We start from the raw sequence: 20,567 nt of genomic DNA, 5'->3' as shown, positions 1-20,567 counted from the left end.
GGGCTCTTCCTTTCCCCTGTGCCTGAGAATCACCGCCTTTTTCTGCTTTTCCCGGCTTTGGATCACCAGTCTTTCCAGCTCCTCTGCCGGAACCAGCGGTATGTCTACGCCCAGCACCAGCACCTGCTCCTCCCTGGCCCGCCGGAAGCAGCTTTCAAGACCGCCCAGAGGCCCTTTTCCCGGAAACCGGTCCGGCGTTACCAGAACGCTGCAGGCTGCCCCGTGATAGCCGGACACCTGGATATCTGTGATTCCAAGCGCCCTGCCCTTTTCAATCTGCCACTCCAGAAAGGTACTTTTTTCTATCTTCAGATCGCATTTGTCGCTTCCCATGCGGCTGCTCCTTCCCCCGGCCAGCACCACCATGGAAACGCCCGCTCCCGGACGCTTATTTTCTGGCACAGTTGGCAGCCTCTCCGGTCAGGATCTCCAGACCGTGCTGAAGAGAGGGCAGAATGTAGCCCAAAGACTCCTTCACTGCCTTGGGGCTGCCCGGCAGGTTGATGATGAGCGTGTTCTTCCGGATACAGGCCGCCGCCCGGCTCAGCATGGCTCTGGGGGTGATAGTCATGCTGTAGGCCCGCATGGCTTCGGGAATACCCGGCACCATCCGCTCCGCGATATCCATGGTAGCCTCCGGCATACAGTCCCGGGGTGAAAAGCCCGTGCCGCCGGTGGTCAGAAGCAATTCCGCCACATACTCATCTGCGATGCGCGCCATCTCTTTGGCCAGCATCTCCCGGTCGTCCGGCAGGAGAATCGTATGAACCACCTCGTATCCATTTTCTTCCAGCATTGCTTGGATAGCCGGGCCGCTTATATCCTCCCGTTCTCCTGCGTAGCCGGAATCACTGGAGGTCAGAACCGCTGCACGCATGGGTCGCTTCACCACGTTTATCTCGTCCCCTTCGGAAATGACGCCGCCCTTCAATACTTTTGTGAAAATGCCTTCTCTCGGCATAATACAGTCGCCCATAATCTTGTAGATCTCGCAGCCGCTGTGGCACTGCTTACCGATCTGGGTTACCTCCAGAAGCACGTCGCCGCACTGAAGACGGGTGCCGATGGGCAGGTGCTTCAGGTCGATACCCCGGACGATCAGATTCTCCCCGAAGGCGCCCTCGTCCACCGGCGCTCCTTTTGCCTTGAAGTCCTCGATCTTTTCATAGGATAACAGGCTCACCTGGCGGTGCCATTTGCCTGCGTGGGCGTCGTTTTCGATACCCCAGTCCTCGATAAGCTTCGCGGAATGCACGTTTTTCTTCTGCGTTCCCTTCTTCTCGCTGATATTTACTGCCATGATCCTGCCCATGCTATCGTTCCTCCCTTATTCTGCCATCTGCTTTTTCCAAAGCGGACAGCCACCAAATTCTCTGTCTTCTATGGTACCTGATCTTGGCCCGCAGATCAACACTTGTTACAAATTAGACAATTTATTTTTTTGATTTTCTGGTACTTTTTCACAATCACAGGTTTGACACGCCCTAAGTCCCCATGTATAATGGAAACGGGGCAAAAAAAAGCCCACATCATTCAGGAGTACAACATCCCATGTATATCAATGAATTATACGACAAGCTTCCGCTTCTTTCCGCGGAAACCTATACCTATATCAGCCGGGACGGCGACTGTCATACCGAATCCGAACCGGTTCTCACAGAGCATATTCTGGACGTCTATCTCAACGATCGACTGACCATGAAGCTGGTCTGTATTCCCCAGTATCTGACTGAGCTGGTGCTGGGCCGCCTTCTGACCGAGGGAATCCTGGAGGACGCTTCCGATGTAGAACAGATCTATATCTGTGAACACGGGCTGCGGGCACGGGTGATACTGCGTGGAAATAAGGGTGAAAACGAGACGCTGCAAGCCACCGTAGCCGACAGCCATCCGCAGGCAGGACGTGTTGCTTTGGATGGCGGCGCTTCTCGGGAGCCCTTCACAGAGCTTACGCCCTCCTGCTGCACCGGGAATCACATTTTAAACGATTATTTTCTGACCGGGAAGCCGGTAAAGCCGGTGACTCCCATTTCCTGGAAGGCAGAGCAGGTCTTTGACCTGGCCGACCGCTTCCACGCGGGTATGCCCCTCCACGGACAGACCTGGGCCACCCACAGCTGTTTTCTGGCAAAGGACGGCCAGCTTCTGTTCCAGTGCGAGGATATCGGCCGGCACAACGCCCTGGACAAGGCCATCGGTTACGCCCTGCGCCATGACATCCCGCTCACAGAGTGTATCGTCTATTCCAGCGGCCGGATTCCCACCGATATGGCCATGAAAGCTATCCGGGCCGGAATTCCCATTCTCGCAAGCAAGGCTTCGCCCACGGCGGAGGCCATCGCGCTGGCGAAAGAATACGGGCTTACGCTGGTCTGCGCGGCAAGGCGTGATCGGATGAAGCTGTTCGCCGGAACGAAGCCGGAAGTCTGAGAAGCAGGTCATCTTCTTTTAGGAAAAATAAATTTGTAAATTATTCCCATTTTAAATATAAATTTTAAGAAAGGCAGGTTTTATTCTATGCCTTCGGTATACGCCGACACCTCATTTCTACAATTTAAAAAAGTACACTGCAGAAACTGCTATAAATGCGTCCGGAACTGCCCGGTCAAGGCCATCCGGGTCATCAACCATCAGGCACAGATTCTGGAGGATCAGTGCATCCTCTGTGAGAAATGCACTCTGGTCTGTCCCCAGAACGCCAAGGAAGAATTAAATATGATACCCAGGGTGTATGATTTCATCCGAAACGGCGGACAGGTCATCGCCTCTCTCCACCCGGCCTATGTGGCGGAATTCGGAACTGACAGCCTGTCGGCCCTGACCGAAGCCCTGAAAAAGCTCGGTCTGTCCGACGCCTTCGACGCAGCCGCCGGGGCGTATCTGGTCAAGACCGCTTATGAGGACCTGGTGGAGGAACGGGCCCAGGAGACGCCCACCATTTCCTCCAACTGCCCGGTCATCGTACAGCTGGTCCAGAAGCGTTATCCGGATCTGGTTCCCTATCTGGCTCCGGTTCTGTCCGTGATGCAGGCCCACGCCCGTTATCTGAAGGAACAGTATCCCGACGCGCGGATTCTTTCTGTCTCCCCCTGTATCTCCGGCCTGGCCCAGATGCGGGAGGCGGACAACTATGTGGATTATGTCATCACCTTCAGCGAGCTGCAGGAATGGCTGACTGCTGTTCAGGTGCAGGTGGCCGCCCCGTCAAGCGCACCCCCGGACGCGGACCGGGATATCCGGCTTTCCCGCATTATGGCCATGTCCGGCGGCTTTACCATGGCCATGCATCCATCCGTTCACCAGCGCTATCTTCCCGCCTGCGGGATCGACAGCTGTAAGCAGATTCTGAATGAATTTATGGCGGATCCGGACAGTTATTCCAACTGTTTTCTGGAACTGAACGCCTGTCCCAACGGCTGTATCGGCGGTCCTTCTTTCCGACGGACAAAGACCGGACTGCTCCACGGCCTGATCCGTCTGCAGAACGCGTCCCTGTACAAAGGCATTTCCAATTATAAACGGGACGATTTTTCGGCGCAGTCCCTGACCGACGTCAGCCGTCACTATGATACTTTCGTACTGCGGCAACAGGAGGCGGAAGCCTCCGAAGAAGATATTAAAAAGGTACTGGCCCAGATGGGAAAATTTACGCCGGAGGACGAGCTGAACTGCGGAGCCTGCGGCTACAATACCTGCCGGGAGAAGGCGAAGGCCGTGCTGGCCGGAAAAGCCGAGATCTCCATGTGCGTGCCCTTCATGCGGGAGCGCCAGGAAAGCTATTCCAACAAAATCATCAACGTGATGCCCGGTATCCTGGTGACCGTGGATTATCAGCTGAAGGTCATTCATATGAACCAGGCCGCGAAGGATCTGTTCGACCCGCTCCATAAGCGTACGCTGATCGGCGAGACCGTGTCTGATCTGATGGATGATTACACCCTGGTCAATATGATTTCCTTCGATAAAAACATGTCCCACGATCAGATTTATCTGGAGGATCGGGATATCTATCTGGAGCGCACCCTGGCCAATGACCGGAAGAATCAGCTGATTCTCTGCGTCATGAAGGATATCACCCGGGAGATAGAAGAAAAGCAGCGTATCCGGAAGGCCCAGAACAACGCGGCCGCCATGGCTGACAAGCTGGCCTCGGAGCAGCTGAAGCTGGTGCACCAGATCGCAAGCCTCCTGGGGGAGACCGCCGCGGACACCAAGGTGGCCGTGGAGCAGCTGAAGCGTACCATTCTCAGAGAGGACGAGGATCGCGATGAATAAAGACGGAAACTATCGGCTGAACGTGTCCTTCGACGGACTGGTGACGGATTTCGGCTGGGTAAGCCTCAATAAAAAACGGGAAACCATCTGCGGCGATTATTTTGATATTATGGAAAATGATTCCGATCATGTGCTGGTGCTGTCAGACGGACTGGGAAGCGGCGTCAAGGCCAACATTCTCTCCACGCTGACTGCCCGGATGCTCAGCCATATGATCATCAAAAAGCTGCCCATCTATGACGCGGTGGCCGCCGTAGCCGATACGCTGCCCGTGTGCAGTGTCCGGCATCTGGCCTATTCCACCTTTACGGTGCTGGATATCAGGGGACGCCAGGCGCTGCTCTATCAGTTTGACAATCCGGACGCCATTCTGATTCGGAACGGTAAGGTAACGGCCTACCCTTATTCTACCTTTACCCTGAAGGAAAAGGTCATCCATGAGAGTACCTTCGACCTTCGGGAGGACGACATGCTGATTCTCATGTCCGACGGCGTCACCAACGCCGGTATGGGCAAGACCACCGACGGCGGCTGGGGCCGCAATGAGGTCCTACGCTTCTGTCAGAAGAAGTACCGCCCGGGTATGAGCGCCCAGGAAATGGCTGTGGCTATCGCCTATGCGGGACTGGCCCTGAATCTGGAGGAGACCGACGACGACCTGACGGTTCTGGCCTTACGCTTCTGCAAAAAGCAGACGGTCAACCTGATGATTGGTCCGCCCCATACCACCGAGGAAGACACAGCCTATATGGACAATTTCTGGAAAAAGGAAGGGAAGCATGTGATCTGTGGCGGCACCACCGCAAAAATCGCAGCGCGATATCTTCGGCAGCCTCTGACCACCATCGATGGATCCGCCGTGGACGATGTGCCTTCCCTGATGCGTCTGCCCGGCGCAGATCTGGTAACCGAAGGGTTACTGACTTTGGAGCGGCTGTTGGAATACTGCGAAGATTTCCGGGAGGATAGAGTGAGCTTCCATGAGATGCTTCAGAAGAAGGACGGAGCCGCACAGCTTGGAACACTCCTTTTCACCTGGGCCACGGATATCAACATTTTCTTTGGAAATGCTTATAACGAGGCCTATGCAGGATCGGAGATTACGGCAGAGACCAAAACAAAGACCGTGGAAGAGTTGATGGAGCACCTGCGGAAAGCGGGGAAACATGTGAATGTTTCGTTCTGGGCTGTCTGAATTTTGCCACAGCTTATATTTTATTTCAATTAGAAAGGAAACCCGAAGCTGTCCCGGACACGGGCAGCTTCGTCAGGCATATGATCATGAGTGAATTTACACATTTTAACCGCCAGGGTGAGGCCGTCATGGTGGACGTAAGCGCCAAGACCGAGACCGCAAGGGAGGCTGTGGCTGAGGGCCGTATCTCCATGAGCCGGGAATGCTTTGAAAAGGTAAAGGAAGGGGAAATGGGAAAGGGCGACGTGCTGGGCGTGGCCCGGGTGGCCGGAATCATGGGGGCCAAGAAGACCTCCGAGCTGATTCCCCTCTGCCACCTGCTGCATCTGACCAAGGTGGAGATAAGCTTTGAACTGGAGGAAGAGACCTCCTCCGTCCGGGCGGCCTGCACCGTCCGCACCACCGGCAGGACCGGCGTGGAGATGGAGGCCCTGACCGGCGTTCAGGTGGCGCTTCTGACCATCTACGACATGTGCAAGGCCGTGGATAAAAGCATGGAAATGACCGACATCCATCTCTGCCGGAAGAGCGGCGGAAAGAGCGGCGATTTTGTGAGAAAGGCGGATTAACCCATGAAGGACCAATACGGACGGGACATCGACTATATGCGCGTCTCCATCACCGACCGCTGTAACTTACGCTGCCGCTACTGTATGCCGGAAGGCATCGAATGGCTTCCCATGGAGCAGATTCTGACGCTGGAGGAGATCACTGAGGCCTGTCGGCAGGCTGCTGCCTTAGGCATCCGCAAAATCAAGGTCACCGGCGGCGAGCCGCTGGTCCGGAAGGGCTGCATGGAGCTCATCGGGATGCTAAACGCATTGCCCGGTATCGAGCAGGTGACGCTGACTACCAACGGCGTACTGCTCCCGGAATACGCAGACGAGCTCTGCCGCCAGGGACTCCACGCTGTCAATATCAGTCTGGATACTCTGGATCCCGTGAAATACACTGCTATCACCGGTTTTGACCAGCTTCCGAAGGTTCTGGACGGCATTCGCACCATGGAGACTCATGGCGTTCCGGTGAAAATCAACGCGGTGCTGCAGCGGGGCGTCAACGACATGGAATGCATCGCCCTGACCGAGTTAGCCGAGGCTCACCCGGTGGACGTCCGTTTTATCGAGCTCATGCCCATCGGGCACGGCAAGGAGATGAAGCCTGTCTCCAACCCGGAGGTGGTGGAGCAGCTGAGAAGCCATTACGGAGCAGATCGCGTAACGCCGGATTTCCTCACCCATGGCAACGGCCCGGCCCGCTATTACCACATCGACGGCTTTCAGGGCAGCATTGGCTTTATCAGCGCCATTCATGGAAAATTCTGTCAGAATTGTAACCGCATCCGCCTGACAGCCACCGGCGATCTCAAGCCCTGTCTCTGCTACAGCGACCGTATTTCCATAAAAAACGCCCTCCGGACCGGAAGTCCCGAGGACGTGAAAGAGCTGATCCGGCAGGCCATCGAACAGAAGCCTGCGGCTCATTGCTTTGAAAATATACAAACGGTAACGGAACTGAAAGAAATGTCGAAGATCGGCGGGTAAACAGTTTTCCGACCTATCTCAATACCATCACATCCGCCGGATTGATATGCACCCAGATATCCTCCTGCGGATTTTCTCTGCCTTCATATTCCTTCTTACAGAAATCCCTCCAGACTTCCTTGGTAGTCTCCACACGAATCCTGTTGAAATGATTCTTCCGGCTCTCCTCGGATGTATCCGCACGCTCCGGTCTTACCATAATCACCGTGGAAAACACGTCGTCAATAACCCGGTTAATCCGGCACCGGAAGGTATTCTCCGGCTGTGCCGCCGCCTCTTTTGCTCCCATCAGCCCGATATAATGGCTGCGCACGCCCACATAGCGGACGTCCTCTGTATCCGGTCCGTGTTCGCCAGTGAAGGTCAGGGTTTCGCCCCAGTCCTGCACATAGACGCGACCCGGCTTATCCGCCGAAGCTGCTTCCTTCACCTTTGCCCGGGCAAAATTCTTGCATCCCGACAGCAGCGCGGCCGCCCTGGACTCCGGCGCTTCAAACAGCTGCTTCACAGGAATCACCGGGCTTGAAGCTCCCTGATCCATCACACATACCCGGTCGCAGATCCGGTACACCTCGTCCCGGCTGTGGGACACAAACAGGGTGGGCCCGCCAAACTCCTTCAGTGTCTCCAGAAGCTCCTGCTCCAGGTTCCAGCGAAGATATCCGTCCAGCGCAGAAAAAGGCTCGTCCAGCATCAGCACACGGGGACTGGAGAGGAAGATCCGCGCCAGAGCCACCCTCTGCTGCTGGCCTCCGGAAAGCTCCGCAGGCTTATGCTTCTCCAGATCCTTCAGCTCGAACTTTTCCAGCATTTCCTGAATTCTTATCTCCGCTTCTTTTTTTCCGGTCTTTTCTGCCTTAAGTCCTGTCATCAGGTTTTGGCGAACCGTCATATTCGGGAACAGGGCGTAATTCTGAAACAACAGTCCCACATGGCGTTCCTGGGGACGCAGATTGATTTTTTCCCGGGAATCAAAGAGCACCTTACCATCCAGCTCGATATGTCCCTCGTCGGGCTTCACGATGCCCGCGATACAACGGAGGGTCATACTCTTGCCACAGCCGGAGGCGCCCAGGATGCCCGTCACGCCGTCCGCTGCCTCAAACTGCGTCTCCAGCGTAAAGCCACCCAGCTTTTTTCTGATATCCACATACAATGACATCTTCTCTACCTCCCGCCCTTTCGTTTTTTGCCTGTGCGGGACGCCCACTCGCCCTTTTCCAGCAGGTTCACCGCCAGCAGAACCACTGCGGAAATGACCACGTTCACCAGCACCCATTTGAAGGCCAGGGCGTCATTGTCCGTCCGCCACAGCTGATAGACGGTGGTAGAGATAGTCGCGGTCCGGCCCGGCGTATAGCCTGCCACCATGCTGGTGGCTCCGTACTCGCCCAGGGCCCTGGCAAAGGCCAGGACGGCTCCCGCCAGAATGCCCTGCCTGCAGGCCGGCATCCGGATCCGCCAGAAGATAAAGCTGTTGGACAGCCCCAGGGTCTGTCCGGAATAGGCCAGGGTCTCGTCGAAGCTCTCAAAAGCCCCCCGGGCTGTCCGGTACATCAGCGGAAAGGCCACCACAGCCGCCGCGAAGATGCCCGAATACCAGGTCATCACCAGCTTTGTGCCGAAGTTCTCCAACACCCAGGATCCGAAGGGTCGTCTGGGACCCATCAGCAGCAGGATAAAGTATCCCACGACCGTCGGCGGCAATACCAGCGGCAGGGTCAGAACCACGTCCAGCACGCCCTTTACCACCGGATGGAGCTTCGCAATATAATAGGCTGCGAAAATACCTGTAAAAAATACGATCACGCTGGCGATCAGCGCGATACGCAAGGAATTATACAATGGAAACCAGTCCATAAGCGCCCCTTTTTTATTCTGCTGCCGTGAAGCCTACTGCCTCGAATACCTTCATGCAGTCGTCTGTCTGCAGATAGGCAAGGAATTCCTTTGCTGCTTCCTGATTCTCGGAGATGTTCAGAACTGCCGCAGGGTAGATAACCTGCTTGCACAGATCGCTTCCTGCCTGATCCACAACGGTCAGTCCGGCGGAGTACGCGTCGGTAGCGTAGATGATACCTGCGTCTGCAGCCGCCTCAGATACCTGTGTGGTAACCTCTTTCACGTTAGAGCCGTATGTAATCTTGCCGTCTGCTTCATGCTTATCCAGGATACCAAGGTTGGTCAGAATCTCGGTGGAGTACTGTCCTACCGGAACATCCTCATTGCCCAGAGCCAGCAGGGAAAGCTTGTCTGTTCCCAGATCCTCGAAATTCTGGATATCCTTCGGATTTCCATCCGGAACAGCCAGAACAACCTTGTTCTCCAGCAGGTTCACGCGGGTTCCCTCCAGTACGAAGTCCAGGCCCTCGGTATTCACCTCCGGATCCGCGTCCTTGTCCAGCTGGTTCATCTGCTTCTGGGCTGCGGAAATAAAAATATCGCAGTCAGCGCCTTCCTGAATCTGTGTCTTCAATGTTCCGGAGGAGTCAAAGTTGAATACCAGGGTTACGTTCGGAGCTGTCTCTTTGTACATCTCCTGAATCTCTGTCAGGGTCTCTGTCATGGATGCTGCCGCAAAGATGTTCAGAGTCACCGGCTCCGCCTCTGTCTCAGCTGCTGTTTCTTCAGCCTCTGTGGTCTCCTCTGCTGCCGGAGTCTCTTCCGCCTGTTTGCTTCCGCAACCCAGTATAGAAACTGCCAGAGCACTTACCAGCAGGCCTGCCATAAGCTTCTTCATAATATAATCCCTCTTTCCTTTTCATTTCGTGCGGTTCTCCTGTGCGTTATTTTTTCAGGAGAATAACGATAGGTATATTATACAGGAAACGGAAAGCAGGCGCAAGGGAATCGAACCAATTTATGAATTATTTTTCACTAACTCTACTGAAACTCCCCAAAATACACCTCAAAGAATCCTCGCGTGATCCGCTTCATATCCTCCAGCATGGCATGATACCGTTCCATGAAGAGGCGGCCTTCGGGGGTGATGGTAGAGCTGCCTCCGTTCTTTCCTCCGTTGCAGCGGTTCAGGAAGCGGAAGCCCAGCTCCTTCTCCACCTTGTTGATCATTTTCCAGCCCTTGGAATAGGACATATTCATTTTGGCCGCCGCAGCCTGAATGGAACCGGTCTCATCGATGTACTGCAGCAGGTGGTAGACGCCGGGACCGAAGAAGTCTTCTTCTTTGGAAATGACCAGCTTGGTTTTGAAATGGAGGGTGGCGGCATTCCACCGGGCCTTCAGATAACGGGTGACGCGCTCGACGCCGCCCTCTTCCTGCAGGGAGTAGGTGACGCCGGGATCTTCCGTGGGAAGGAACCGGCTCCCGGTCTCAAAATTAATTTTCTCTGTAGGATCCATTTCCGTTCCCGATAAAATCATGCTCCTCGGCCAGCCCTCCTGCCCATCGTAAGTCGGAACGGCCGACTTCTCCGCAGCCAGCAGGGCTTTGATAGTGCTGTCCGCGCAGGCCGGGTATTCCACCGGCAGCACCAGCACGCGCTCCATCAGAGGCGCGCACCCGGTCAGGCCGATCGCAAGCGTCTCCTCAAAGCTGTGTTCCCGGTAGGCCTCATCCTCCAGGAAGATGACATTATTGTGGCTTAAATGCAGCTTCAGGGTCTCGCTGTGGCAGCCTGCCAGCACTACAATGGGAGAGACTCCCGCTTTGCGAAGCTTGGCAATCTCTCCCTTGATGACGGTGGTACCGTCCAGCGGGTACATGGGCAGGAACAGAGGGATGCCCTCGTTATCCCGATACTCCTCTCCGTAGTCGCCGGAGGCTATGATCAATGCTCCTGTTTTCATATGATCTCCTTTATATTTCCCCGATAAATAATATATTCTCTTAATATCTATTCATCAAAATGTATTTCACCTGTACTATATGTAAAATTATTCCAATTATATTTGTCCTTAAAAATCCAATAAATTCAACTTTAAATCCGTCATTTTTCCATAAAGTATTACTGCAACTCTTTTACAATAAATCGCGCAATCTGCTCTGTATCTTCTAACCCAAATACAGGCACTTCTTCCGGCAGCCCCGTTATCTCTCCGCGATCCAGATCGGTCGCGACGGCACGTAAATTATGCTCTTTACAGACACAGTCCGATGAATTTCCTCTGCGAATAATTTCCAGCTTCGGATAGTTGCTGTCCTTAAAGCCCTCCAACAGAATCAGATCCGCCTCCGGGAACCAGGCAGCGGCCATCTGCTCCGGCGTCAGTTTTTCATCTGCAACCTCGTCGGGCTGCTGTTTTACAACCATGTATTTGTGGTCGGAAAAGACGACCGTGCCGTAGGCTCCCGCCTGAAAATGGGCAAAGGTATCCGTACCCGGCACATCTGTCTGAAAATCGTGACCGTCATGCTTGATGGTTGCCACCTTCAGCCCCTGACCGGTCAGAACCGGCAGGAGCTTCGTAATCAAGGTGGTTTTTCCCGAATTTTTCACACCGCTGACGGCATAAAACAACTGCTTTTTTTCTAAAATATTATTCATAAATCATAGTCCACATTTTCAAAATAACTGCTGCAGAAAGTAATATAAATCGCCCTTTCTCTTTATAGCAGAATCGCCTCCGCCGGATCTCCGGGCTTCAACGCTCCGGATCCTCCGGGCACGTCCAACAGACAGTTGCAGCCCACCATGGAGGCCAGCACGCCGTTGGAATTCAGGCCTTCCGGCAGATGGAAGGTTCCCTTTTCCCAGTAAGCCCGCACAAATCTCCTTCCTGGGCTGGGCTTTCCAAAAGCGTCCGCCAGGATTCCCTGCACCCGCATCAGATCAAGAGACGGCTTTCTCATCATTTTCGCCAGCATAGGGCGAAGCAAAAGCTCGGTGATGACCAGAGCACTGAAGGGATTGCCTGAAAGGCTCATGACCGGGATTCTCTGGTAATCGGAAAATAAGGTAGGCATACCGGGCTTCACCTGGATACCCCAGAAGATACGCTCTGCGCCAATGAGCGCCAGCGATTCGTGCATAATATCCTTTTTTCCCACAGACACAGCGCCTGTGGTGACGATCAGATCCGCTTCCTTCGCGGCCTTCTTCAATGCCTCCGCCATCTGCTCCGGTTCGTCCGGGACAGAACGGGCCTCCAGAAGCTCCACGCCCAGCTCCAGCAGGCGGGCCGCCAGAAGCTTCTGATTGATATCGTAGATTTTACCGGGAGCTAAAGGCTCTCCCGGCTGAACTACCTCATTTCCGGTGGTCAGCACCGCGAGCCGGGGACGACGGTAGACAGCCACCTCCGGGATTCCCATTCCGGCCAGCACGCCGGCTTCCACAAAACCAAGCTCCCGGTCCGCTTTCAGCAGTGCCTGTCCGGCCTTGAAGTCCTCGCCCCGGAAGCAATAATTGCCCCACGGCCGCTCCGCTTTATAGATCTGCACCCTCTCCTCGCCGTAATCCGTATCCTCCTGACGGACGCAGCAGTCACAGCCCGGCGGAATGGCCGCCCCGGTCATAATACGTACAGCCTGGCCCGGCTGCACCTCTTCCTCGGAATAATCCCCCGCGTCAATCTCCCGCAGAACCTTCAGACAGACCGGCTGTTCCTTTGAGGCGCCGGTTAAATCCGCAGCCCGGCAGGCATAGCCGTCGATAGGCGAACGGTGAAAGGGCGGATTATCAAAGACGGTTTTCACGTCTTCCGCCAATACCCGGCCTGAAATATTCGCGATTTGAATCTGTTCCTTCTCCTGTATCACCGGCGTGTGCTGTAAAACCAGACAAAGCGCCTCCTCTGTTGTAATTCCTCCCATACGTCACGCCCCCTTATACGCCTTTTCCAAAGCCGCAGTTGGGGTAATGGCAGGTCTTGCAGCCCAGACAGAAGCCGCCATTTCCCATATGGGCCAAATCCTTTTTCCTCACCTCCACGCCTGCCGCGATGCGGGGCAGCACCAGGTCAAAGACTGTGGCTTTGGCATACATGACGCAGCCCGGAAGTCCCATGATAGGCGTACCGTCTTCCAGATAGGCAAGCAGGAACATGGCTCCCGGCAGTACCGGCGCGCCGTAGGATACAATACGCGCTCCCGTCTGCTTAATCGCGCCCGGCGTCTGGTCATCCGGATCCACACTCATACCGCCGGTACAGAGAATCAGGTCGGCTCCTTCTTCTTTTAATTGCAAAATTGCATTGGTGATTTTTTCCATGTTATCGTCACAGAGAATGTGACCGCTGACTTCGATACCGTAAGAAGCCAGCTTGTCAATGATGACCGGGGTAAAGGTATCCTTAATGCGTCCGTAGTACACTTCATTTCCGGTGGTAACAATGCCCGCTTTCATAGGCTTATAGGGCGTCAGGGATACCAAGGGCTCGCTTCCCGCAGCCTCCTTTACCCGCTCCAGCTTCTCCTTTGCAATGACAAGCGGAATCACCCGGGTTCCCAGCAGACGGTCGCCCTTTTTCACCGGCGTGTTGTTATGGCGGGTGGCGATCATGATCTCGTCTATTTCGTTGATGGCGTCAAGCCGCGGAACATCTACCCGGAACAGACCGTCGCAGTCGGCCACCAGCTCGATTTTTCCCTCCTTCACATCGGTGGGATGCATATTTTCGTTCCTGCAGACGGCGCACAGAATCTCTGCCGCCTCATTTTCATGAAGGGTGTTCTCGTCCTTCTCCCAGACATACAGGTGATCCTTTCCCAGGGACAGCAGCACCGGAATATCCTCCTCGGTCACAATATGTCCCTTGCGGAATGCGGTGTCCTTAACCACATCCTTGACAATCCGCGTAATGTCGTGGCAGAGCACATGGCCCACCGCGTCCGTTGTGTTGATACATTTCATACCCCAAATTCCTCCCAAAACCAAATCTGTCTCGCTTTCCGCTGTTACCCGTGCGGAAATGACTCTGTATACAGTGTATCACAGCGGGGAGGAAGTTTCACCTGTTTTTCAAAACATATCGGTGATTTTTATATTAAATGATGGAAAATGACGGATTTCTATGTTTATTTTGAACTATAGAAAATGGATAGTACAAATTTTTTCTTGAACATTACCAGATTTTCTCTAAAATAAGGCACGGACATTTTCCCATAAAATAGAAAATATCTGTGCCTCAATTTCTATACCTTTAACTTATACCTCCAGCGCTTTGCCGGTCAGCATTTCGTATGCCTGCAGGTATTTCTCGATGGTCTTGTCCACGATCTCCTGGGGCAGGGTCCAGTTGTTGTCCGGGTTGGCCTTCAGCCAGTCGCGGGCGAACTGCTTGTCAAAGGAGGGCTGGCCGTGTCCCGGCTCGTACACGTCTGCGGGCCAGAAGCGGGAGCTGTCCGGCGTCAGCATCTCGTCGCCGATGACCAGATTGCCGTTCTCATCCAGACCAAACTCGAACTTGGTGTCCGCGATGATGATTCCCTTACTCAGGGCGTACTCCGCGCATTTCTTGTAGAGGGCAATGGTGTTGTCGCGAAGAGCCTTTGCGTACTCCTCTCCCTTGCCCGGGAAATATTTTTCAAGATGAGCGATGCTCTGCTCATAGGAAATGTTTTCGTCATGGTCGCCGATCTCTGCCTTGGTAGACGGTGTGTAAATCGGCTCCGGCAGCTTGTCAGATTCCTTCAGGCCTTCCGGCAGCTTAATACCGCAGACGGTTCCGTTCTCCTTGTAGCTGGCCCAGCCGCTGCCTGTGATATAGCCGCGGACGATGCACTCGATGGGAAGCATCTGAAGCTTTCTGCACATCATGGATTTGCCCCGGAACTTCTCCTGCTGGAAGTACTCCGGCATATCCTTTGTGTCAACGGAAATCATGTGGTTCGGCAGAATATCCTCTGTCATATCGAACCAGAATTTGGACATCTGAGTCAGCACTGCGCCCTTCTTTGTAACTTCATTATGAAGAATCACATCGAAGCAGCTGATACGGTCTGTCGCTACCATAATCAGGCTGTCGCCGTTGTCGTAAATCTCACGTACCTTACCTTCTTTGATCGGTTTCATTTCCTGCATATCCTTGCACCTCATCATTCTGTTTTTAAATGGAAATTCGGGTCAGACTTCTTTTGACCCTGGGCATTTCCACATTACCACTCTTTCCCCCGGCCTGTCAAGCCCCTGTTCTTCTCCTACAGCTCGATTCCCTTCCGGGCATGTACACCCTGATCAAAGGGATGCTTGATTTTCCGCACCTCGGAGACATAATCGGCCAGCTCCAGAAGCTCCGGGGCCGGATCCCGGCCTGTCAGGGCCACCTCCAGACCTTCCGGACGGTTCTTCAGAAAATCCAGGGCTTTTTCCCGGTTCAACATGCCGTGATTGTAGCAGGACATGAACTCGTCCATGACCAGCAGAAACGTGTCTTCCTGAGCTGCCAGCTCTGTGGCCCGGTCGAAAAGCGCCTGATAGGCGGCAGCCGCCTCCTTTTTCTGCTCGTCCGTCATATTCCAGAAGAAGCCGAACTGCTTCTCACAGGTCAGCACCGTAACCCCGGGCAGCTCCCGCAGTACCTTCAGTTCTGAAGATTTCCCATCCTTCATAAACTGGGTGAAAATGACCCTTCTGCCGCTTCCTGCAGCCCGGACCGCAAGTCCTGTAACCGCGGTGGATTTTCCCTTGCCGTCGCCGCAGTAGATGTGGATACATGATTGTTTCATAATTCGAATCTCCTCATTTTACGCTTTCTTTTTCACCAGACAACGCTTCTTAAAGAAGGAAATACCGTAGCAGAGAATCCTCTCCGCCGGATACTGTTCCTCATATTCTACCGCGTACATCCGCTCGTCCATCTGCCTGATCGCCTTCTCGCAGTCCGTTTCCAACTCCTCCGGGCTGTCCGAATATTTGATCTCAAATATGGCAACCCAACCGTCCGTGTAATCAGAAACCACAATATCGCTGCGCCCTTCGCCATGCTCCTTGTTGGATTCCACGGCATAACCCGCGCCGGTAAAGATACCGGCCAGAAAGGCATGATAAAAATCTTCTCGGTAATCGTGATAGCTGATGGTTCTGCGCAGCAACTTGTTGATTTCCTCTGTGGCAGCCTCGCTGTCTCCCTGCCAGATAGAAGCAAATAAATCCTTTCGGTTCCAGGTTTTGGCGCTATCGTCAAACCATTTCCGAATGGTTGTCTCAAAAATCTCCCGGATTTCCTCGTTGGGAATCCGAAGAGCTGCCATTCCATCCGGCACAGCTCCCGGCAACTCCTCTTCCCTCAGTCCGGTCAGATATCCGGTCAGATACAGGACGCTCCAGAGATTGTCTTCGGATGAATGGAGATAATCATACGTCAGATTTTCATCAATATGCTGAAGAATATAACCGCCGGAAAGCAATGTTTCCAGTTTTTTAGTAATGGCTCCTCCCGCGTAATCAATAAAGGAACGGATAATGGCATTATCACTGGTATTTTTCCAGTAACTGACCGGTCTGGCTTCCGGATTCTGCTGAAAATCCCGGAGATAATTCATCACATCCCAGGGACAGTATACCTCAAAATTTCCGAATCGATATCCGTCGTACCAGGCCTTTATGTTCTCCGCCTGATTATCTGCCCCGGCATCCTCAAGCAGCCGATCCACATCCTTCTGTGTAAATCCAAAATATTCATTCAGTCCAGAAGTGCCGATGGTATCGGAAACCAGATTATTGGTTCCTGTAAAAATGCTTTCTTTGGCAATCTTCAGACAGCCTGTGATAACTGCAAACCGCAGACAACTGTTATCCTTTAAGGCCGTACTCATCATGGTTTTGATAACTTCCAGCATCTGCTCATAATAACCATTGCTGCTTGCCTTTGCCACGGGCACATCATATTCATCCAGAAGCAGGATCACCGGCTTCTGATAATATGCCTCCATGATCCGCAGCAACAGGCTTAAGGCACGGCTCACCTGTACTTCTCCGGCCCGTCCTGCCTTCAAATCCAGGAAATTTTGTTTATCATCCGGATCGATTGCGTCATATTCCAGCAGGTACGCATATTTTTTATATAATTCGGAAATCTGTGCTTTCAGTTGTCCATACGCAGATTCAAAATTCAAGCCGTCAATATCCTTTAAAGAAAAGAAAACCGTCGGCCATTGATTCATCCAGGCCTGGCACAGTTCACTGTCCCTGGCGATTTCCAGACCCTCAAACCACGCTCTGCTGTCTTTTCGGATATCAAAGAAATTTTCCAGCATACTCATACTGAGTGTTTTCCCAAAGCGCCGGGGCCGGGTAATCAGGGTCACTTTGGTAGCTGTGTTCTTCAGTAATTCCCGAATCAAACCGGATTTATCGATATAGTAATAGCCATTTTGCCGGATTTCCCGAAAGTCTGAAACGCCCACAGGAATATTTAATTCTGGCATACTGTCCCCTCCTTACTGCTCTGGTTCTCCGTACCTTCAGAATAACATGAAGCCTGCTTTTTTACAAGCAGGCTTTCGTCTATCATTCTTATACTGCCAGCACCCCGGCCAGCGCCGCTACTGTCGCCACAAGCGCCAGTGCCAGAATCACGCCCGCGTACATCAGCCGGTTCATGCGGCGGATATCCTCATACTCCACCGGCCGGATGGGATCGCCGATGGTCGGCTTTTTATAAAGCTTTCCGAAATAATAAGCGTCCCCGGCCAGCTGTACCTCAAGGGCGCCTGCTGCCGCAGATTCCGTCTGGGCGGAATTGGGACTGGCATGGTTGCGGCGATCCCGCAGCCAGATCCTCCAGGCGCCGGATATGCTTAAGCCTGCCAGCGGGCTCGCCGCAACCAGCAGAAGGCCGCTTATCCGGGCGGGGATATAATTCAGCACATCGTCCAGCTTCGCGGAGAAGCGGCCGAAATACAGATATTTGTCGTTCTTATAGCCCACCATAGAATCCAGGGTATTTACCGCCTTATAGAAAAAGCCCAGAACCGGGCCGCCGATGGCCAGAAAAAGCAGGGGAGCCACCACGCCGTCGGAGGAATTTTCCGCCACCGTCTCCACTGCCGCCTTGGCTATGCCCTCCTCATTTAAGGCCTGGGTATCGCGTCCCACAATCATAGACACCGCATGGCGGGCCTTTTCCAGATCTCCCTCTTTTAAAGCCTCGTAAACCTTCATGCTCTCGGTTTTCAGGGATTTCGCTGCCAGAATCTGGAAACTCCAGAATGTCAGCAGGGCAAAATACAGCCAGAAATTGATGTTCCGGGCCAGATATAAAAGTCCGAAGGGCACTGCCGTAGATACGGCCACCACGAAAATACAGAAGAACACGCCTGCTGCCAGCTCGCCCTTCTCTGTCTTCGGGAACGCCGCCCGGAAGGGCTTCTCCGCCCGGGCAATCAGATTGCCGATGAGACAGATGGGGTGATATAAGCATCTTGGATCACCGAAGATCAGATCCAGTACAAAGCCCAGAATCAGGGCATAGATGTGATATTTCATGTAAAATGATGCCTCCTTTTTCAATCTCATCCCAAAGCATACGGAAACCTTCTCCGTTCTGAATCTGCCAGTGATAAAACTCCTCTTTCTGCGCCGCATAAGCCGCCAGGATACTCATAATCGTTCCTCCGTGTACCACAAGGGCCGCCCGGTGAACCGCCTTCCCTTTTAAATCCGCAAGGACTTCCTGAAAGCCCGTGACGCACCGCTCTTCAAAGGCCTCCCGGCTTTCGCCTCCCGGAAAGGGCAGCGTACCGTTGCTGTCAATCCAGGCCTGATAGGCCGCATTCCCGGACAGCTCTTTATAATTCTTATTTTCGAATTCGCCGAAATCACATTCCCGGAGCCGGGAAACCGGAATCATTTTCTTGCCCGGAAATAAAATCGCCCCCGTCTCCCGGCAGCGCTTCAGGGGACTTCCGTACAGGACGTCCGGCATGGGGTAGAGCCCCGCTTCGAAAATAGCCTGCAGGGCTTCTCTTCCCTCCTCGCACAGGGGCTCGTCGGTGGTTCCGATATAGCGCCCCAGGGTGTTGCCATAGGTCTTTCCATGGCGGATCAGATACAGCTCCTTCATTCCTTGATCACCGTCCCGATCCCGCAGACCACGCGATGAACCTCTGCTGCGTATTTCGCCAGATCGCAGGCTGCCCGTCCGGAGGCCTCCCGCCACTGGCGGTCAAAGGGATCCGCGGGAATCACGCCGCTTCCCAGCTCGTTCGTAATCACAAGGATATCCGGATTTTCTGTATACAATGTTTCTGCCAGCGTGGACGCGTCGCCGCCCTCCTTCAGTAGCCGGCGTACATATTCCTGAAAATCCGTGACTGCCTTTGCCTGAAGCAGATCCGTTTTCCCGCAGTCAGCCCCATTTACCATATCCTGCTCTCTCAAGTGAAAATGCTCCATCGCGTAGGCCTTTTTTCCCTGAAAGGCTCCGCCTGTAATCAGTATCATGTCTGATTTCCTCCTATATTCTCCTGCTGCTTGCGCAGAGATCGTTTTTTCCAGACAGCGGAAATCAGAATTTCCCCGCCGCCCATACGCAGATGGCCATGACCAACTCGCAGGTCTGCACAAAGCAACCCGCCAGATCGCCGGTAATGCCGCCAAACTGTTTCATAGACATACAATAATACCAGAAAAACGTGCACCAGGCCCCCACCACAGCTGCCGTACCAAGCTTCACATCCAGAAAGCACATGAAGCCTGCAGACAGGAACAGGAGAATATAGAGACAGGTCATGACCGTCCTCTCCTGCACCGCGTCGGAAAAGGTCGCTACCGTTCCGGTCTTACGGGCGCAGGGAAAGGACGCCACGGACAGGCCGCTCATGGAACGGGACAGCACATAACCGCCGGAGAGCACCAGCACCGGAATCAGTACATAAATAACGCTCCGGAGCGTATCGCCCACACCGACTTTTTCACTTAACACGCTCCATCCTGCCATCAGCGCGCCGATGACGATGCCCACGAAGGTAAAAAACCACATCATATAGCGCATATTTTCCTTCTCCCAGTCCGCCCGAGGCATGGGAATCTTAGAATACATGGCAAACGCGATTTTAAAACTGTTCCATATCCGTTTCATAAATTCTGAATTGTTACCTTTCCTTTACTTTTTGAGCCGCAGGGGAATGCCGCAGACCACCTCCGTCGCCTCATCGGCCTCTGCCGCAATGCGTCGGTTAATGGTTCCTAATCGCTCCTGATACAGCTTTGTTACTTCATCATATGTAATTCCGTCAGAAAAGACATCGTTGGTGACGATAACCAGATGGGCGCAACGGTCCTTAAGTGCCTCCACACCTGCCAGTACTGCTTCCACTGTATTGTTTCCCGCGCCCTCCGGCTCAAACATCTCATTGGCCGTCAGGTTCGACATACATTCCAGGAGCACCACGCCCTTTTCCGGCAACGTCTGTCCTTTTAAGTTTACATAACATTCTATTGTTTCAAAGCCTTTTCCGGCCCGGAGCTTCCGGTGGCGCTCCACTCTCCACATGCCCTCCGCGCCGAAGGGCCGCATAGTGGCGATATAATATAAGGGAAGTCCGTCCCGTTTTGCCAGGGAAGTGGCTACGCTCTCCGCGTATTCGGATTTGCCGCTTCCGCTGCCTCCTGTAATCACTGCAAGCATCTATGTTCCTCACATTAAAT

At 53.7% G+C, this 20,567-nt stretch carries 22 protein-coding genes; 5 read left to right on the top strand and 17 right to left on the bottom strand.

Annotated elements, in window-relative coordinates; all coding sequences use genetic code 11:
- The coding region (gene mobA, locus ACTRC3_RS03545) for a molybdenum cofactor guanylyltransferase (protein WP_440321623.1) at positions 1–402 on the bottom strand (402 nt) is incomplete at its 3' end.
- Positions 389–1,312, bottom strand: a complete 924-nt coding sequence (locus ACTRC3_RS03540; RefSeq protein WP_440321621.1) for a molybdenum cofactor synthesis domain-containing protein — start codon at positions 1,310–1,312, stop codon at positions 389–391. The genes mobA and ACTRC3_RS03540, both read right to left, overlap by 14 nt.
- 239 nt (positions 1,313–1,551) lie before the next feature.
- On the opposite strand from ACTRC3_RS03540, the gene ACTRC3_RS03535 reads away from it, so the two are divergent.
- From ACTRC3_RS03535 to moaA, 5 genes are all read left to right on the top strand, one after another.
- Positions 1,552–2,430, top strand: a complete 879-nt coding sequence (locus ACTRC3_RS03535) for a formate dehydrogenase accessory sulfurtransferase FdhD (protein ID WP_440321619.1) — start codon at positions 1,552–1,554, stop codon at positions 2,428–2,430.
- An 87-nt stretch (positions 2,431–2,517) separates the two neighbouring features.
- Positions 2,518–4,275, top strand: coding sequence for a [Fe-Fe] hydrogenase large subunit C-terminal domain-containing protein (locus tag ACTRC3_RS03530; RefSeq protein WP_440321617.1), 1,758 nt, complete (start codon positions 2,518–2,520; stop codon positions 4,273–4,275).
- The gene (locus ACTRC3_RS03525; protein WP_440321615.1) at positions 4,268–5,470 is read left to right on the top strand and encodes a SpoIIE family protein phosphatase; all 1,203 of its coding nucleotides are present in this window, start codon (positions 4,268–4,270) and stop codon (positions 5,468–5,470) included. The genes ACTRC3_RS03530 and ACTRC3_RS03525 overlap by 8 nt, the downstream gene beginning before the upstream one ends.
- A gap of 86 nt (positions 5,471–5,556) precedes the next feature.
- Entirely contained in the window at positions 5,557–6,039 is a 483-nt protein-coding gene (moaC, locus tag ACTRC3_RS03520) for a cyclic pyranopterin monophosphate synthase MoaC (RefSeq protein WP_349163331.1), read from the top strand.
- A gap of 3 nt (positions 6,040–6,042) precedes the next feature.
- Positions 6,043–7,014, top strand: coding sequence for a GTP 3',8-cyclase MoaA (moaA, locus tag ACTRC3_RS03515; RefSeq protein ID WP_440321613.1), 972 nt, complete (start codon positions 6,043–6,045; stop codon positions 7,012–7,014).
- Between the two features lie 13 nt (positions 7,015–7,027).
- On the opposite strand, the gene ACTRC3_RS03510 is transcribed toward moaA, so the two are convergent.
- The 15 genes from ACTRC3_RS03510 to ACTRC3_RS03440 form a co-directional block, all read right to left on the bottom strand.
- Positions 7,028–8,176 carry a sulfate/molybdate ABC transporter ATP-binding protein gene (locus tag ACTRC3_RS03510; protein ID WP_440321611.1) on the bottom strand — a complete coding sequence of 383 codons (1,149 nt, stop codon included), beginning with the start codon at positions 8,174–8,176 and terminating at the stop codon, positions 7,028–7,030.
- Positions 8,177–8,181: 5 nt separating this feature from the next.
- On the bottom strand, positions 8,182–8,874 hold the full coding sequence (gene modB, locus ACTRC3_RS03505; RefSeq protein ID WP_440321609.1) for a molybdate ABC transporter permease subunit: 693 nt from the start codon (positions 8,872–8,874) through the stop codon (positions 8,182–8,184).
- Positions 8,875–8,887: 13 nt separating this feature from the next.
- On the bottom strand, positions 8,888–9,754 hold the full coding sequence (gene modA / locus ACTRC3_RS03500; RefSeq protein ID WP_440321607.1) for a molybdate ABC transporter substrate-binding protein: 867 nt from the start codon (positions 9,752–9,754) through the stop codon (positions 8,888–8,890).
- Between the two features lie 143 nt (positions 9,755–9,897).
- A complete protein-coding gene (locus tag ACTRC3_RS03495; protein WP_440321605.1) occupies positions 9,898–10,824 on the bottom strand; it encodes a LysR family transcriptional regulator in 927 nt (308 codons plus the stop codon).
- A 158-nt stretch (positions 10,825–10,982) separates the two neighbouring features.
- The gene (gene mobB / locus ACTRC3_RS03490; protein ID WP_440321603.1) at positions 10,983–11,522 is read right to left on the bottom strand and encodes a molybdopterin-guanine dinucleotide biosynthesis protein B; all 540 of its coding nucleotides are present in this window, start codon (positions 11,520–11,522) and stop codon (positions 10,983–10,985) included.
- 62 nt (positions 11,523–11,584) lie between these two features.
- A complete protein-coding gene (locus ACTRC3_RS03485; protein WP_440321601.1) occupies positions 11,585–12,790 on the bottom strand; it encodes a molybdopterin molybdotransferase MoeA in 1,206 nt (401 codons plus the stop codon).
- A 13-nt stretch (positions 12,791–12,803) separates the two neighbouring features.
- Positions 12,804–13,829, bottom strand: a complete 1,026-nt coding sequence (locus ACTRC3_RS03480) for a molybdopterin-binding protein (RefSeq protein ID WP_440321599.1) — start codon at positions 13,827–13,829, stop codon at positions 12,804–12,806.
- Positions 13,830–14,123: 294 nt separating this feature from the next.
- A complete protein-coding gene (locus ACTRC3_RS03475) occupies positions 14,124–14,999 on the bottom strand; it encodes a phosphoribosylaminoimidazolesuccinocarboxamide synthase (RefSeq protein WP_440321597.1) in 876 nt (291 codons plus the stop codon).
- A gap of 116 nt (positions 15,000–15,115) precedes the next feature.
- Positions 15,116–15,643 carry a cob(I)yrinic acid a,c-diamide adenosyltransferase gene (locus ACTRC3_RS03470; RefSeq protein WP_440321595.1) on the bottom strand — a complete coding sequence of 176 codons (528 nt, stop codon included), beginning with the start codon at positions 15,641–15,643 and terminating at the stop codon, positions 15,116–15,118.
- A gap of 18 nt (positions 15,644–15,661) precedes the next feature.
- Positions 15,662–17,344 carry an AAA family ATPase gene (locus ACTRC3_RS03465; RefSeq protein ID WP_440321594.1) on the bottom strand — a complete coding sequence of 561 codons (1,683 nt, stop codon included), beginning with the start codon at positions 17,342–17,344 and terminating at the stop codon, positions 15,662–15,664.
- 88 nt (positions 17,345–17,432) lie between these two features.
- Positions 17,433–18,404 (bottom strand): adenosylcobinamide-phosphate synthase CbiB, encoded by a 972-nt coding sequence (gene cbiB / locus ACTRC3_RS03460; protein ID WP_440321592.1) that lies wholly within the window; start codon positions 18,402–18,404, stop codon positions 17,433–17,435.
- The gene (locus ACTRC3_RS03455; RefSeq protein WP_440321591.1) at positions 18,346–18,981 is read right to left on the bottom strand and encodes a histidine phosphatase family protein; all 636 of its coding nucleotides are present in this window, start codon (positions 18,979–18,981) and stop codon (positions 18,346–18,348) included. Before ACTRC3_RS03455 ends, cbiB begins: the two co-directional genes overlap by 59 nt.
- Complete coding sequence (locus ACTRC3_RS03450; RefSeq protein WP_440321590.1) at positions 18,978–19,361, bottom strand: bifunctional adenosylcobinamide kinase/adenosylcobinamide-phosphate guanylyltransferase; 384 nt, start codon at positions 19,359–19,361, stop codon at positions 18,978–18,980. Before ACTRC3_RS03450 ends, ACTRC3_RS03455 begins: the two co-directional genes overlap by 4 nt.
- A 64-nt stretch (positions 19,362–19,425) precedes the next feature.
- Positions 19,426–19,911 (bottom strand): adenosylcobinamide-GDP ribazoletransferase, encoded by a 486-nt coding sequence (locus ACTRC3_RS03445; protein ID WP_440321589.1) that lies wholly within the window; start codon positions 19,909–19,911, stop codon positions 19,426–19,428.
- A gap of 111 nt (positions 19,912–20,022) precedes the next feature.
- Positions 20,023–20,547, bottom strand: a complete 525-nt coding sequence (locus ACTRC3_RS03440; RefSeq protein WP_440321587.1) for a bifunctional adenosylcobinamide kinase/adenosylcobinamide-phosphate guanylyltransferase — start codon at positions 20,545–20,547, stop codon at positions 20,023–20,025.
- Between the last annotated feature and the right edge of the window lie 20 nt (positions 20,548–20,567).

The organism is Laedolimicola sp. (genome assembly GCF_051972735.1).
Lineage (GTDB): Bacteria > Bacillota > Clostridia > Lachnospirales > Lachnospiraceae > Laedolimicola > Laedolimicola intestinihominis.
This window is presented reverse-complemented; position numbering and strand designations above follow the sequence as displayed.

Coding starts and splice junctions, on each gene's coding strand:
- ACTRC3_RS03540 (WP_440321621.1), bottom strand. CDS start 1,312: ATGGGCAGGATCATGGCAGTAAATATCAGCGAGAAGAAGGGAACGCAG.
- ACTRC3_RS03535 (WP_440321619.1), top strand. CDS start 1,552: ATGTATATCAATGAATTATACGACAAGCTTCCGCTTCTTTCCGCGGAA.
- ACTRC3_RS03530 (WP_440321617.1), top strand. CDS start 2,518: ATGCCTTCGGTATACGCCGACACCTCATTTCTACAATTTAAAAAAGTA.
- ACTRC3_RS03525 (WP_440321615.1), top strand. CDS start 4,268: ATGAATAAAGACGGAAACTATCGGCTGAACGTGTCCTTCGACGGACTG.
- moaC (WP_349163331.1), top strand. CDS start 5,557: ATGAGTGAATTTACACATTTTAACCGCCAGGGTGAGGCCGTCATGGTG.
- moaA (WP_440321613.1), top strand. CDS start 6,043: ATGAAGGACCAATACGGACGGGACATCGACTATATGCGCGTCTCCATC.
- ACTRC3_RS03510 (WP_440321611.1), bottom strand. CDS start 8,176: ATGTCATTGTATGTGGATATCAGAAAAAAGCTGGGTGGCTTTACGCTG.
- modB (WP_440321609.1), bottom strand. CDS start 8,874: ATGGACTGGTTTCCATTGTATAATTCCTTGCGTATCGCGCTGATCGCC.
- modA (WP_440321607.1), bottom strand. CDS start 9,754: ATGAAGAAGCTTATGGCAGGCCTGCTGGTAAGTGCTCTGGCAGTTTCT.
- ACTRC3_RS03495 (WP_440321605.1), bottom strand. CDS start 10,824: ATGAAAACAGGAGCATTGATCATAGCCTCCGGCGACTACGGAGAGGAG.
- mobB (WP_440321603.1), bottom strand. CDS start 11,522: ATGAATAATATTTTAGAAAAAAAGCAGTTGTTTTATGCCGTCAGCGGT.
- ACTRC3_RS03485 (WP_440321601.1), bottom strand. CDS start 12,790: ATGGGAGGAATTACAACAGAGGAGGCGCTTTGTCTGGTTTTACAGCAC.
- ACTRC3_RS03480 (WP_440321599.1), bottom strand. CDS start 13,829: ATGAAATGTATCAACACAACGGACGCGGTGGGCCATGTGCTCTGCCAC.
- ACTRC3_RS03475 (WP_440321597.1), bottom strand. CDS start 14,999: ATGCAGGAAATGAAACCGATCAAAGAAGGTAAGGTACGTGAGATTTAC.
- ACTRC3_RS03470 (WP_440321595.1), bottom strand. CDS start 15,643: ATGAAACAATCATGTATCCACATCTACTGCGGCGACGGCAAGGGAAAA.
- ACTRC3_RS03465 (WP_440321594.1), bottom strand. CDS start 17,344: ATGCCAGAATTAAATATTCCTGTGGGCGTTTCAGACTTTCGGGAAATC.
- cbiB (WP_440321592.1), bottom strand. CDS start 18,404: ATGAAATATCACATCTATGCCCTGATTCTGGGCTTTGTACTGGATCTG.
- ACTRC3_RS03455 (WP_440321591.1), bottom strand. CDS start 18,981: ATGAAGGAGCTGTATCTGATCCGCCATGGAAAGACCTATGGCAACACC.
- ACTRC3_RS03450 (WP_440321590.1), bottom strand. CDS start 19,361: ATGATACTGATTACAGGCGGAGCCTTTCAGGGAAAAAAGGCCTACGCG.
- ACTRC3_RS03445 (WP_440321589.1), bottom strand. CDS start 19,911: ATGCGCTATATGATGTGGTTTTTTACCTTCGTGGGCATCGTCATCGGC.
- ACTRC3_RS03440 (WP_440321587.1), bottom strand. CDS start 20,547: ATGCTTGCAGTGATTACAGGAGGCAGCGGAAGCGGCAAATCCGAATAC.